General features: G+C 27.8%; 14 protein-coding genes. 2 read left to right on the top strand and 12 right to left on the bottom strand.

The features are described from left to right. Nucleotide 1: 1 nt before the first annotated feature. Nucleotides 2-1,108, bottom strand: a complete 1,107-nt coding sequence (locus MKD41_RS04730) for a Re/Si-specific NAD(P)(+) transhydrogenase subunit alpha (protein WP_240244290.1) — start codon at nucleotides 1,106-1,108, stop codon at nucleotides 2-4. Between the two features lie 354 nt (nucleotides 1,109-1,462). On the opposite strand from MKD41_RS04730, the gene MKD41_RS04725 reads away from it, so the two are divergent. Further along, nucleotides 1,463-2,227 (top strand): MBL fold metallo-hydrolase, encoded by a 765-nt coding sequence (locus tag MKD41_RS04725; RefSeq protein WP_240244289.1) that lies wholly within the window; start codon nucleotides 1,463-1,465, stop codon nucleotides 2,225-2,227. Between the two features lie 2 nt (nucleotides 2,228-2,229). Here the strand turns inward: MKD41_RS04725 and MKD41_RS04720 are convergent, their stop codons facing one another. From MKD41_RS04720 to MKD41_RS04675, 10 genes are all read right to left on the bottom strand, one after another. Beyond that, nucleotides 2,230-2,844, bottom strand: coding sequence for a class I SAM-dependent DNA methyltransferase (locus MKD41_RS04720; protein WP_240244288.1), 615 nt, complete (start codon nucleotides 2,842-2,844; stop codon nucleotides 2,230-2,232). A 2-nt stretch (nucleotides 2,845-2,846) separates the two neighbouring features. Continuing rightward, entirely contained in the window at nucleotides 2,847-3,419 is a 573-nt protein-coding gene (locus MKD41_RS04715) for a pentapeptide repeat-containing protein (protein ID WP_240244287.1), read from the bottom strand. Between the two features lie 91 nt (nucleotides 3,420-3,510). After that, the gene (locus MKD41_RS04710) at nucleotides 3,511-3,702 is read right to left on the bottom strand and encodes a cold-shock protein (RefSeq protein WP_115882354.1); all 192 of its coding nucleotides are present in this window, start codon (nucleotides 3,700-3,702) and stop codon (nucleotides 3,511-3,513) included. Nucleotides 3,703-3,843: 141 nt separating this feature from the next. Continuing rightward, nucleotides 3,844-6,111 carry a M1 family metallopeptidase gene (locus MKD41_RS04705; RefSeq protein ID WP_240244286.1) on the bottom strand — a complete coding sequence of 756 codons (2,268 nt, stop codon included), beginning with the start codon at nucleotides 6,109-6,111 and terminating at the stop codon, nucleotides 3,844-3,846. Nucleotides 6,112-6,208: 97 nt separating this feature from the next. Then, nucleotides 6,209-8,473: a M1 family metallopeptidase gene (locus tag MKD41_RS04700; protein ID WP_240244285.1), complete on the bottom strand. Its 2,265-nt coding sequence runs from the start codon at nucleotides 8,471-8,473 to the stop codon at nucleotides 6,209-6,211. Nucleotides 8,474-8,625: 152 nt separating this feature from the next. Then, a complete protein-coding gene (locus tag MKD41_RS04695) occupies nucleotides 8,626-9,066 on the bottom strand; it encodes a DUF6702 family protein (protein WP_240244284.1) in 441 nt (146 codons plus the stop codon). A 60-nt stretch (nucleotides 9,067-9,126) separates the two neighbouring features. Continuing rightward, complete coding sequence (locus tag MKD41_RS04690; protein ID WP_240244283.1) at nucleotides 9,127-9,669, bottom strand: GNAT family N-acetyltransferase; 543 nt, start codon at nucleotides 9,667-9,669, stop codon at nucleotides 9,127-9,129. 91 nt (nucleotides 9,670-9,760) lie between these two features. After that, nucleotides 9,761-10,528 (bottom strand): carboxypeptidase-like regulatory domain-containing protein, encoded by a 768-nt coding sequence (locus MKD41_RS04685; RefSeq protein ID WP_240244282.1) that lies wholly within the window; start codon nucleotides 10,526-10,528, stop codon nucleotides 9,761-9,763. Then, nucleotides 10,512-11,312, bottom strand: a complete 801-nt coding sequence (locus MKD41_RS04680) for a carboxypeptidase-like regulatory domain-containing protein (RefSeq protein ID WP_240244281.1) — start codon at nucleotides 11,310-11,312, stop codon at nucleotides 10,512-10,514. Before MKD41_RS04680 ends, MKD41_RS04685 begins: the two co-directional genes overlap by 17 nt. Then, nucleotides 11,296-12,078, bottom strand: coding sequence for a hypothetical protein (locus MKD41_RS04675; protein ID WP_240244280.1), 783 nt, complete (start codon nucleotides 12,076-12,078; stop codon nucleotides 11,296-11,298). Before MKD41_RS04675 ends, MKD41_RS04680 begins: the two co-directional genes overlap by 17 nt. Nucleotides 12,079-12,180: 102 nt before the next feature. Between MKD41_RS04675 and pepE the strand changes: the two genes are divergently transcribed. Beyond that, nucleotides 12,181-12,888, top strand: coding sequence for a dipeptidase PepE (gene pepE, locus MKD41_RS04670; RefSeq protein WP_240244279.1), 708 nt, complete (start codon nucleotides 12,181-12,183; stop codon nucleotides 12,886-12,888). Here the strand turns inward: pepE and MKD41_RS04665 are convergent. Further along, nucleotides 12,880-13,611: a DUF4369 domain-containing protein gene (locus MKD41_RS04665; protein ID WP_240244278.1), complete on the bottom strand. Its 732-nt coding sequence runs from the start codon at nucleotides 13,609-13,611 to the stop codon at nucleotides 12,880-12,882. The genes pepE and MKD41_RS04665 overlap by 9 nt on opposite strands. Between the last annotated feature and the right edge of the window lie 103 nt (nucleotides 13,612-13,714).

Here is a 13,714-nt window from a genome sequence, read left to right as displayed (position 1 = left end):
TTTAGTTTTTTCTTATTTTTCCTTCTTGAACTATTAATGTTTCGTCAGTTATTTCTTCTTCTAACTCCCATTTAAATTCATTTTTATCATCAGTTAAATGCTTCAAAAAATTAAACATATTTTTAGCATATAATTCGCTTGCATTTGTAGAAACGCTTTCTGGAGCTATAGAAGTACCAATAATTTTTACACCGTGTTTAATTACTGTTTTATCCATTTCGCTAATTTCGCAATTACCACCTTGAGCAGCAGCTAAATCTATTATAACAGCACCATTTTTCATTTGTTTTACTTGTTCTTCAGTAATTAATACAGGCGATTTTCTACCTGGAACCATAGCAGTTGTAATTACTAAATCTGCTTGAAATAATGATTTATTTACCGCTTCTTTTTGTCTACGTGCATAGTCTTCTGAAGCAGCTTTTGCGTAACCGCCTTCAGATTTTTCTTCATTTGAATTGTCAACAGAAATAAATTTTGCTCCTAAAGATTCTGTTTGCTCTTTAGTTTCTAATCTAATATCTGTGGCTTCTACAACAGCGCCTAACCTTTTTGCCGTTGCAATTGCTTGTAAACCAGCAACACCAACACCATAAATTAATACTTTTGAAGGCGTAATTGTACCTGCTGCAGTCATCATTAATGGAAAAATCTTAGTCATTTCATTTGCTCCTAAAATAACTGCTTTGTAGCCTGCAAGATTGCTTTGAGAACTTAAAACGTCCATATCTTGGGCTCTAGATATTCGAGGCATTGCATCCATAGAAAAAGCTGTTGCACCAGTAGCGGCAATGGCTTTTATTAGTTCCTCATTAGATTTATGGTATAATTGACTCATTAAAATATGAGATGGATTAATTAGTTTTAAATCTTCTTGAGTAAAAGGATTAATTTTAATTAAAATTTTAGCTTCTTTAAAAACAACTTCTTTAGTTTCAATTTTAACGCCGATCTCTTTGTAGTCCGAATTTTTGTAAGCAGATGCAAAACCAGCATCTTTTTCCATTAAAACTTCAAAGCCTAGGCCAATAAGTTGTTTAGCAATATTTGGTGAAATAGATACTCTTTTTTCACTTTTTGGAGTCTCTTTTAATATGCCTATTTTCATGTTTAAATTAATTTTAAAGTTTACATGCTTATACTTACCAAAAGGAAGTTGGTAATTACATTGGATAGTAGATTTTTAACATGTGCAATTCATTTACTAAATATTTACGTTTTTCATAATTTTACAGTGGCATAAAAGTAATTTTTTAAGAATTATAAAAGGTTGATAAAAATCACATTTATGTATATCTGTTTTTTTACAGTACAAAGAAACCATTAATGTTTTTTATTTTATAAAAAAGTAACATAAATAACATTTTTTATTAATTAAGTTATTTCTTTAAATTTTGGCTATCTTTTTTTAGGATTTCTTGTTTTTTTAAATATTAAATGTACTTTTAATAAAAAAATAAAATTGAAAGTTACTTTTTTAGGAACAGGTACATCACAAGGAATTCCAGTAATAAATTCTAAGCACCCAGTATGTTTTTCAAAAGATAAAAGAGATAAGCGTTTGCGTGTTTCTATTATTGTAGAATGGAATAATTATAAATATATAGTAGATTGTGGTCCAGATTTTAGATATCAAATGTTACGTGCAAATGTAAATGCTATTAATGGTGTATTGTTTACACATGAACACTCAGATCATACAGCTGGTTTAGACGATATACGCCCATATAGTTTTCAAATGGGAGGCGTACCAATTTATGCAAAACAACGTGTTCTAACTAATTTAGCAAAACGGTTTGATTATATTTTTATTGATGAAAATAAATATCCTGGGGCGCCAAGTGTACATCAAAATGTAGTTGAAAATAAACCTTTTTTATTAGGTGGTTTGGAAGTAATTCCAGTTGAAGTTTATCACGGAAAATTGAAAATTTATGGATATAGGTTTAAAAATATAGCTTATTTAACCGATGTTAAGACAATTGAAGATGCTGAAAAAGAAAAACTTAAAAATTTAGAAGTATTAATTATTAATGCTATTCGCCATAAACCACATCATTCTCATTTAAATTTAGATGAAGCTTTAGCTTTAATTGAAGAATTAAAACCTAAAAAAACATTTTTAACACATATAAGTCAAGATTTAGGTTTTCATGCCGACGTTGAAAAAAACTTACCTGAAAATGTTTTTTTAGCCTATGATGAACTTGTTATTGAGGTTGATTAAAGCTATATTTTTTTAGCAATTAATAAAAATAATGGGTATTCTTTTGCATTCTTTTTTATTTGATAACAAATTGTGTAATGGACTGTTTTAAATCCATTTATAGAAAGCATATTTATTATTGTTTCTTTATTAAATCCATTATGTCCAGTAAAATTAGGTGTTGTATTATGAAAAGAGCCATCTTCTTCAACCAAATCGGCTATACATAAATAGCCGTTTTCATTTAGTAATAAACTAAATTTTTCTAAGGCTTTATCAATTTTTTCTATATGATGCATGGTCATTAATGTGTAAATTACATCTGTTTTAGAAATGTTTTTAGAGTCTTTTAAAATATCAATTAATATTGGTTTAAAATTATTTATTTTAAGTGTTTCAATTTTTTCTTTTAATACGTTTATCATTCCTTCCGAAGTATCAATAAGCGTAATTTCTTTAAAATAATTTTGTAATTGAAAACTTAATAAACCAGTTCCACAGCCAAATTCTAATGCTTTTGTTGTTTTTAAAGGTTTAATAAAGTTAATTATTTCTTTTGCAAAAGCAGAAGCTCTTTCTATTTTTTCAATATTATTGTCCCAATTTTTTGCTTTTTTATCGAAGTGAGATGTTATCATTATTATTCAATTGTAAGGTTGTATTTTTCTAATAAGCCAGCAATGCTATTTAAAGAAAATTTAGCATTTTTTATATTGTTTATTTCAGGGTTGATAGAGTAGCTGTATGAGGATCTAAAATCTGTTTTTTGTAAATCGGTATCTTCAAAAATGGCTTTATTTAAATCACAATTTTCAAAGATAGAATTTGAAACTTCTGCCTCTACAAAATCAGTTTCTTGCAAATTACAATTTTTAAACGTAGTGTTTTTAAGTTTTAATTGATAGAATGAAGCTAAGTTTAACTGACAATTATTAAAAGTAAAACTTAATAAAAAGGGATTACACTCATTAAAATTTAAACCAACTAATTTACATGTATTAAAAATAACATCTTTAAATGAAGTGTTTTTTACATTAGAATTACTAAAATTGCAATCTTTAAATTCACACTCTATAAATTCAGTATTTGAAAAGTATAGGTTAGAAAAATTACAATTAATAAAAGTACAATTATCATATTCTCCTTTTATAAATTTATTTAGCGAATAATTTTTTCCTTTAAAAGTTTTACTATCTATGTAGTTGTCATTCATTTTTTAAAATTACATAAAACATTTTAAATATAACCACAAAAAAAAGCCCATCTGTTTAGATGAGCTTTTGTAAAAAATTAAGAAGTATATATTAAATTACTTTTACATTTACTGCGTTTAATCCTTTTTTACCTTCCTGTAAATCAAATTCAACTTCATCGCCTTCACGAATCTCGTCAATTAATCCAGAAATGTGAACAAAATGTTCTTTGTTTGAACCTTCTTCTGTAATAAATCCGAAACCTTTAGTTTCATTGAAGAATTTTACTGTTCCTTTACTCATCTTAAAAAATTTTATATTATTATATTATTGTGGCAAATATAGCCCCAAGTTATGAGATAACCTAAATAAAACTACTTATTATTCAAATAGTTATGGTAGCACCTATTTACACTAAGAAAACCTTTTAAAATAAGTTGAATTTTAGCTTTTAATTTGTTTTTTTTTGAATTTATCGAATTTATTTTCGGTTGTTTTTGGCCAATTGTTGTTGCTTAAATCAACATCGGCAGTTTCTTCATCTGGATCTATTGTAATTTTTTTAATTGCTTTGCTTGTTGGAAAAATTTTGGTTACTTCTGCATCGTTTTTTCTCCAAATTTGTGCTGGGTATTGTTTGCGTTCTTTAGTACCATCTTCATATTCAAATTCAACAATAATTGGCATAACTAAATCTCCTGGTTTTTCAAATTTTACTTCATAAAAATATTTAGGAGATTTTAGTGTTGCTTTTTCTTCTGAAGAAAAGTTTTCATCAATATAGGTACTTAAAGAACTAAAATCTTTAGCAGTATTATTTTTTAAATCTTCAGTAAACTCATCACTGTCTTCAGAAACTAAATATAATGATGGTGGAATATCGTTTTTACTAATACCAAAACGTTCATACCTTTTAATTGCTTGTTCTGTTGGTTTATCTGTTATATGGTATTTTTTCACTTCTTTTATTCCAATATCTGTGTTTCCGGTGGTATAAAACCAACCTCTCCAAAACCAATCTAAATCCATTGCAGAAGCATCTTCCATAGTTCTAAAAAAGTCAGCAGGAGTAGGGTGTTTAAATTTCCAACGCGTTGCGTATGTTTTAAAAGCATGGTCAAATAATTCTGGCCCCATAATTGTATGTCTTAGAATCCAAAGCGCGGTTGCAGGTTTTGCATAGGCATTATTTCCAAATTGATACACATCATCTCCTTTAGACATAATAGGTGCTAATTTAGATTGATCACCTTTCATATAACCAACAATGTTTTTTGGTAAACCTCTGTTTAATGGATAGCCTTCTTCATAATCCATCATAGCTAACATTTGTACAAAAGAATTTAAACCTTCATCCATCCAAGTCCATTGACGCTCGTCTGAGTTTACAATCATTGGAAAAAAGTTATGACCTACCTCGTGAATTGTAACACCAATCATTCTGTATTTTGTACGGTCGTTATAGGTTCCATCTGGATTTGGTCTTCCTGGATTGAAACAAATTTGAGGATATTCCATACCCATTTGTCCATCAACAGAAATTGCTTTGTGGTAAGGGTAATCAAAAGTATGTCTAGAATATGTGATTAAAGTTTGTGCAGTTGCTCTGGTGGAATGGTCTCCATATAAAGGATTTGCTTCTTTAGAATAATAAGAATAAGCCATTACAGTTCTACCATTAATATCTACCGCCATAGCATCCCAAATAAATTTTCTTGAAGTTGCAAATGCATAATCTCTAACATTTTCTGCGAAAAATCTCCAGGTTTTTGTTTTTTTAGATTTTTGTTTTTCAGCTTTTGTTGCTTCTTCTTGGGTAACAATTAACACAGGATTGTCAAAAGTTGTTCGTGCCTTTGCTAATCTATTTTGTTGTGTTTTAGTAAGTACCTCACTTTCATTCATTAGAACTCCTGTAGCACCAAGAATGTGATCTGCTGGAGTTGTTATAGAGACATCATAATCACCAAATTCTAAAGCAAATTCACTGCGCCCCCAAAATTGATCGTTTTGCCAACCTTCTACATTGTTATAAACACACAATCTTGGAAAAAACTGTGCTATTACGTAGCTATTATTATTGTCTTTAGGAAAATGTTCAAAACCAGATCTACCACCTTGTGTTACGTGATTGTTAATATTATACCACCATTTTATTTTAAACGTATGTGTTTGACCAGGAGCTAACGGTTTTTCTAAATTTAAACGCATCATTGTTTGGTTGATAAGGTAAGAAGCATCGCTATTGTCCATGTTTTTTACAAAATCAATTTTAAAACCACCATCAAATTTGTCTTCCATAAAAGTTTTTGAAAATTGAGATGGTGTATATAATGTATTTAAGCCACGAGATTGAATTTCAGGTGATTTAGAATCTGCAGCTCGTACATTTTGATCTAATTGAATCCATAAATATTCTAAATAATCTTGAGAGTTATTGTGGTAAGTAATTATTTCTTCGCCATAAATACGCTGATTTTCATCATCTAAAACAATGTCCATTTTATAGTCCACTTTTTGTTGAGAATATTCGTAACCGGGCGCTCCAGACGCAGTGTGCTGGTTGTTTGGTGTTGGCAATTCTTCATTAAGTTGTTTAAACTTACTTATATTATAGTGTCCTTTTTGTGCTTCTTTTTTTTCAATTTCTTGCGCTAAAACAACGGGTGAAATTAGTAAAATTGTTAGAAAGAGTAAAAATGCTTTTTTCATTTTAGAGATTTACGATTTTTTAAAATTGAGTTTGTTAGTTAATAATTTACGATACTTCATTTAGTAAATATGGTTACTAAATAGCGTAGAAGTATAGTTAACTTTTAATTTGTTTCTTTTTAAATTTTTCGAATTTAGTTTCGGTTGTTTTAGGCCAACTGTTATTGCTTAAATCTACATCAGCTGTTTGTTGATCTGGATCTACAGTAATTTTTTTAATAGCTTTACTTGTAGGGAAAACTTTGGTTACTTCTGCATCGTTTTTTCTCCAAATTTGCGCTGGATATTGTTTGCGTTCTTTGGTTGCATCTTCATATTCAAATTCAACAATAATTGGCATTACCAAATCACCTGGTTTTTCAAATTTTAATTCATAAAAATATTTAGGAGATTTTAGTGTTGCTTTTTCTTCTGAAGAAAAGTTTTCATCAATATAATTGCTTAAAGTGCTAAAATCTTCGGCCTTATTATTTTTTAAATCAGCTGTAAATTCGTCACTGTCTTCAGAAACTAAATATAATGATGGTGGCATGTCATCTTTACTAATTCCAAAACGAGCGTATCTTTTTATTGCTTGTTCTGTTGGTTTGTCTGTTATGTGGTATTTTTTTACTTCTTTTATACCAATGTCGTTATTACCTGTTGTGTAAAACCAACCTCTCCAAAACCAATCTAAATCCATTGCCGAAGCATCTTCCATAGATCTAAAGAAGTCAGCAGGAGTAGGGTGTTTAAATTTCCAACGGGTTGCATATGTTTTAAAAGCATGGTCAAATAATTCTGGTCCCATTATAGTTTGGCGTAAAATAAAAAGACCTGCTGCTGGTTTTGAATATGCGTTCGCACCAAAATTAAAAGTATTATCTCCTTGTGTCATAATTGGAGCCAATCTACTTTGATCTCCTTTCATATAACCAACAATATTTTTTGGATATTTTGTCATAGGAAACATAATAGAATCGTATTTATATTCTGCTAAAATTTCAACAAAAGAATTAATACCTTCATCCATCCAAGTCCACTGACGTTCATCAGAATTCACTATCATAGGGAAAAAATTATGTCCGATTTCGTGTGTAATAACACCAATCATTCCTTTTTTTGTTCTTTCCGTAAAGTTTCCGTTTTTATCGCCTCTACCAAAATTAAAACTGATCATTGGATATTCCATTCCCATTTCAACATTTATAGATGAAGCATGCGGATAAGGATAATCAAAAGTATGTTTAGAATAAACCTCTAATGTATTTGCAACAACTCTGGTAGAATGTTCTTGCCAAAGTGCTTTTCCTTCTTCTGGGTATAAAGAGTATGCCATTACAGTTTTGTTGTTTAATTTAACGGCCATAGCATCCCATATGTATTTATTTGAAGTTGCAAATGCAAAGTCACGAACATTTTTGGCACTAAATTTCCACGTTTTTGTTTTGTTGCTTTTTTCTTTTGAAGCTTTTAAAGCATCTTCTGGGGTAACAATAAATATTGGGTTATTATAGGTGGTTTGTGCTTCTACGTATCTTTTATATTGAGTTTTAGATAGAACTTCTTTTGGGTTTTGTAATTCTCCAGTTGCATTTAATATATAATTTTTAGGAGTAGTTATTGAAACTTCAAAATCACCAAATTCTAAAGCAAATTCACTAGATCCCCAAAATTGTAGGTTTTGCCATCCTTCAACATTGTTGTAAACCGCTAAACGAGGATAAAATTGTGCAATTGCATAAGCGGTATTGCCATCTTCAAATATTTCAAAACCAGATCTTCCTCTATCTTCTTTATAATTATTGATGTTATACCACCATTTAATATCAAAAGTAAAAGTGTTACCTGGAGCCAATGCTGTTGATAAATCAATACGCATCATTGTATTGTTAATTGTATAATTTAAATCGTTTCCACCAGCATCTTTTAAGGCTTCAATTTTAAAACCTCCATCAAAAGGTTTTCCCATAAAGTTTTTTGTAAAACTTGAAGGCGTATATGCTGCTCTTGGACGATCACCATTTATATCTTTAGTTTTTGAATTTGCTGCACGTACATTTTGATCTAGTTGTACCCATAAATAGTCTAAATAATCTTTAGAATTATTGTGGTATGTTATAGTTTGATATCCAGAAATTCTATGATTTTCGGTATCTAAAACAATGTCCATATTATAATCTACCTGTTGCTGTGTGTATTGATAACCAGGAGCACCAGAAGCTGTATGTTGCTTGTTTGGTGTTGGTAATTCTTCATTTAATTGTTTAAATTTACTAATGTTATAGTGCCCTTTTTGTTCATTTTTTTGTTGTATTTCTTGGGCAAAAGTTGTAGAAGAGATTATTACGGTAGAAAGTAATAATAGGTAAAATTGTTTCATATTTTATAGATTGTTTTTTTTAAGCTCACTTGTTATTAGTTGATTATAGCTAAATTATTTGATTAGTTTTTAACCTACTTAGTTATATTAAATTTTATGAATAAAATTTAAGCGTGTAAATTAATAATTTTAACAATATTTTTTGATAAAAATTATAATTTTAACAAAGCTTTAAGTGTTTTGTTGTTTAAATAGAATGTTTTTTGAGTTTTGTTTGCGTATATTTTAACAATATTTTGTTGATCTTCAAAATCTCTAATTAAACAGGTATTGTAAATGTCTATTGAATTTAAAGTTGCAATATCTGTAATTTCTAAATAAAACCGTACAATATCATCATCATACTCTTTTCCAATGTATGTATAAGAAACCGAATTGTTATTTACTGCTAATTTAAAATTGTTATTTAAATACGTTTTAAAATAGTGGTCAATATTTGGCGCTTCATCTTCTGTAGCTAATTTAAGACTTGTGTTATTATCTTTATTTAATGTTAATTCAATATCATCAATAAAAAAGCCAATAATAATCTGTATAGATTGTTTCTCTTCTACGTATTCAATTTCACATAAACTTAAATAATATTTATGCATTGTAAATGAAAATAAGGGGATTATGAGTATTAATAATAGATAATTTTTAAATTTCATAGGTTAAATATTATTAAAGTTAGTATTATTTTCTTGTCTTTTTACCCAATTTTCTTTGGTAAGTTTATATCTTCTATCAGTACAATTGTCTCGTTTATTAAAAAAATCGTGATCTTTATCAAAAAATTTTTCTAAAATTTTTACAGATTTTGTATTTATAATATTTACGTCTGCAGTAATTATATTAAAATTTAAAGTTTCGAAACTAAAATTAATTAAACCTTTTGCTGTTTCTGTACCATAACCTTTTCCCCAGTATTGCTCTCTTAAACGATAGGCAATTTCGGGTTCGTCTTCGTTATTTTTTAATAATCCACAAATACCAATAAAATTAGAGTTTTCTTTTTCAATTAAGCTCCATATTTTTTTTGTAGCGTTTTTTTTAAGGGCAATTAATTTTTTTAAAGTAAGATCACTTTCTGTTTTAGACATGGCTTCTAGAGGAATGGGATTCATAACATTTGGATTTCCCATCATATCAAAAAAAGGGTCTGAGTCCGTTATTTTTAATGTTCTAATTAGCAAGCGTTCTGTTTCAAAAAGCATTGATTTTATTTTAGTTACTTATTTTTAAAAATAATAAGTTGCAAGAAACAAAAAATGATTTAAAAATATGGTTAAGTAGCTTTAAAATATATTATTCATTTATTTTATTAAACTTTCTACTTTGTACTATTAAAAAGTTTTTAATTTGAAATTCTGTACTGTTTATGTGATTGCTTAATCCATTTTCTTGGCAATATTCTAAAAATAAATAAATTTTATGATCTGGGATTTTTAATTCATCAATAAAAAAATCTGCTTTATAAAGTGTATATAATTTAGTTGGAAATTCTTCTAAAAGACGTTGATTTTCTAATTCAGAAGCTTTTCTTGCTTTATTTTTACTTCGTATACCTTTTGTAATTAAACTTAAAATTGAAATAAAGTCAACGCCAGTATTTCCATAAGTAGGATCTGTCATTCTACGTAAATCCGGTCCTTTTTTCTTACTGTTTTCTGTGGTATTTAAAATCATTCCTTTTTGAACATCAATGTTTCCAAAATTTAATCTTATTTTTTGATTTAATAAAACTTCATCTAATTCATTAAAATTTTGTTCTAAGTAAACAAGTATTTTTTTTTCGTTAATATGTTTTTCTGAAATTTTAATAACCCTATTTTTATAATTTATAGAAGAAAATAAAATAGAATCTCCAAGTTTTGCATGTAATGTAAACTCTCCTTTAGCATTACTGGCAGAGCCAAGTTGTTGGGTGCGGTTTAAAACATTTATACTCTCTAAAAATGTAGAGTCAGATTTTACAATACCTTCAATTACTACAAGTGATTTTTGAGCAAATAATTGTGTACTTGTACATAAAAGAAATAGTAATAATGCTGTAAGTTTATTTTTGAATTTCATTATATAGGATGCTTTGTTCTTGTAAAATTTTTATGATTTGAAACATTTTATTTTCGTTGAATTTTTTAACGAGATCTCTATGCTCACAATAATTAATAAAGTTATAAATTTTATCTTCAGGAATCTTTAAATCGTTTACAAAAAATGATGTTCCTAATTTTCTTTTTAGTTTATCAGGAAATTTAAGATCTTCTTTTAGTTCTCTTTTTAATTTTTTTTCTACTTCAAGTCTTCTGTCAGGTAACGAAAAACCAGTACCAACACCGGCGCCCGCAGCTGTAGGGTCTGTTAATTTTCTTGCATCAGGAGCTTTTGAAAAATCGCTAGCATAATCTGCTCCTAATTTATTAACCTGACTTCTATCAAAAGAAAATGAATGTTTAGGCAGTGTTTCTTTTGGCTTATTTGCTAAATCAAAACTTAAATCGCCTGTTAAACCGTTTAAAAAAACTTCATCTAGCTTATTTATATTTGGTTCTAATAAAATACTTAGATTTTTGGTGAGTGCATGTTCTTCGGTTATTTTAATTTTTAAAGGTTCATATTGAATCGAAGAAATTAATAAAACATCACCTACTGAAGCTGTAATACTAAAAGTTCCGGTGGCGCTACTAATTGTTCCTATTTTGTTGTTTAAATTAACAATATGTACGTCTGCTAATGTTTCTGTTGTGTCAAAAACAGTTCCAGAAAATGTAATATATTTAATTTGAGCATTTGTGTTTATGTGTTGAAACACAACAAAAAAACAAATTAAATGATGTTTTTTAATTTTTAATTTCATTATAATTGGTACTTTCTTCTTTTAAAATCTCAATAATTTCTAATAGTTTATTATTGTAGTATTTATTAGAAATATTTTTAGATTCACAATAATCTATAAACAAATAAATGTTGTCTTTGGGTATTTTTAAGGTTGCTATAAAAAAATCATCACCCAGTCGTTTTCTAAGTTGAAAAGGGAAATCTTTCTTTTTTTTAAGTTTTCTTTTTAATGCTCTTTCGTTTTCTAACTGTCTATTATATTTACTTCCTTGACCACCACCAGCAATATATAAAGGGTTTGTAAACGTTTCAGCATTTACCTTTTTTTTATATCCAAATTCATCACCAGGTAATTTTTTATCTAAATCACTTAATTTGTATACAAAGTTAGGCTTTACAGCTGTATCTTTCGGTGTTTTTTTAAAATCTGTCTCTAAACTACCTGTTAATCCATGTAAAAAAACTTCATCTAAGATAGTTACAGTTGGTACTAATTTTACAATTAATACATTTGAAAGTAGATGAAACTCTGAAATAGTAATTTTTTTATTTTGATATTCAATAGATGAAAATAATAAGATATCTCCTTGTTTTGCTAAAATTTTAAATGTACCATCGTTATTACTAATGGTACCAAGTTTATTATTTAAGTTTACTATATGAATATTGCCAATAGGTTTATTTGCGTTATATATGGTTCCTATTATTGTAGCAGACTTTTCTTGTGAAAAAGCATTTGTAGTTATTAAAATGAAAAAAGTTAAGTTGGTTAAGTTTAATTTCATTATAACAAAGAACGTAATTGAAATCTTAAAATAGTACTAAGGCTATTGTAAATTAATGTTAAAAGCAATAAAAATAGTATATTTGATAAAACTTTATTTTTTATGAAAAAATTACTAATAGCAAGTACTTCTACAGTACATGGTAAAAAATATTTAGAATATATTTTACCTGAATTGTCTGAATTTTTTAAAGGTGTTAGCGAAATTTTATTTATTCCGTATGCAAGACCTGGAGGAATTTCACACGATGCTTATACTGAAATTGCAAGTGCTGCTTTTGAAAAAATTAATATAAGAGTTAGAGGTATTCACGAATTTACAAACCCGTTTGAAGCAATTAATAGTGCTAAAGGAGTTTTTACCGGAGGAGGAAATACGTTTTTATTGCTAAAACAATTGTATGATACTAAAGTGATTTCGAGTTTAAAAAATGTTGTAGAAAATGGTACACCTTATTTTGGAACTAGTGCAGGAAGTAATATTACTGGTTTAACCATTCAAAACACCAATGATATGCCAATAATTTACCCACCAAGTTTTAAATCTTTTGGTTTTATTAATTTTAATATTAACCCTCATTATTTAGATCCTGATCCAAACTCAACACATATGGGAGAAACTAGAGAAACACGTATTAATGAGTTTCATACCTTAAATAAAATACCTGTTTTAGGTTTAAGAGAGGGGAGTTGGATTCATGTAAATGGAAGTAAAGCTGTTTTAAAAGGACCGTTATTTGCGCGTTTGTTTCAGCAAGGAAAACAACCTATAGAGTTGCCTCCAAACTCAGATTTAAATTTTTTAATGTAAGTTTAAAGTTAGTGCAATTATATGTGCATCAGGTGATTTTTTAATGCTGTCGGTTAATTTATTGTACGAATTTATAATTTTTAGAGTGTCAATTTCGGTATTTTTTAATTGATCTCTTAAAATCATTGCAGCAATATAAGAGTTGTTATTTTGTTCAATATAATTGTAGCTAAAATCTATATATTCTTGTTCAATTTCTTTCATTTTAGCATTGATTTTAGCCAATTGATTTGCATTATTTTCCAATCTATATTTTTGAAACTGAGGAAATAGATAGGTTATTTTTTTAAATATATTTTTAGATTTAGATTGATAATTTTTAAGTTCTGAATTTAATTTCGAACCTTCTATTTGAGTGTTTTCAAAATTTTCAGCATCAATTGTTATAGATATATCTGTATTTTCTACTATTAATATTACTGTTGAAGAATATTGCTTAAAACTAATAGCAAAACGCTCTGGGTGTTCTACAAAAACTTTAAAAGAAAATGTATTGTTTACAACTTTTGAAGAATCAATTACATATATAGAATTTTCAATTATTTTGTTTAAATAAACTTCTCGTGGATGAAAGTTCTTTAAAGTACCATTAATTGTATAGGCGTTTTTTATAGCAACAGCTTCTTTTTTTTGAAGATGTTCTTTTTTACAAGCAACTAAAATATAAGAACAACTACAAACTAAAATTAAGCATTTTATTAGAGTTGTATTAATTTTTTTCATTGTTAGTTGTAAAAAAATAGTTGTTTTATGAACATAAAATTAGCTCTAAATTTGTCTTTTCCTGCAAAGGTAGGAATCCATACGATATGAAATTAAATTACAG

Source organism: Lutibacter sp. A64 (assembly GCF_022429565.1).
GTDB lineage: Bacteria > Bacteroidota > Bacteroidia > Flavobacteriales > Flavobacteriaceae > Lutibacter.
The sequence above is the reverse complement of the archived record's forward strand: the minus strand, read 5'-3'. Positions and strand labels throughout refer to the sequence as shown.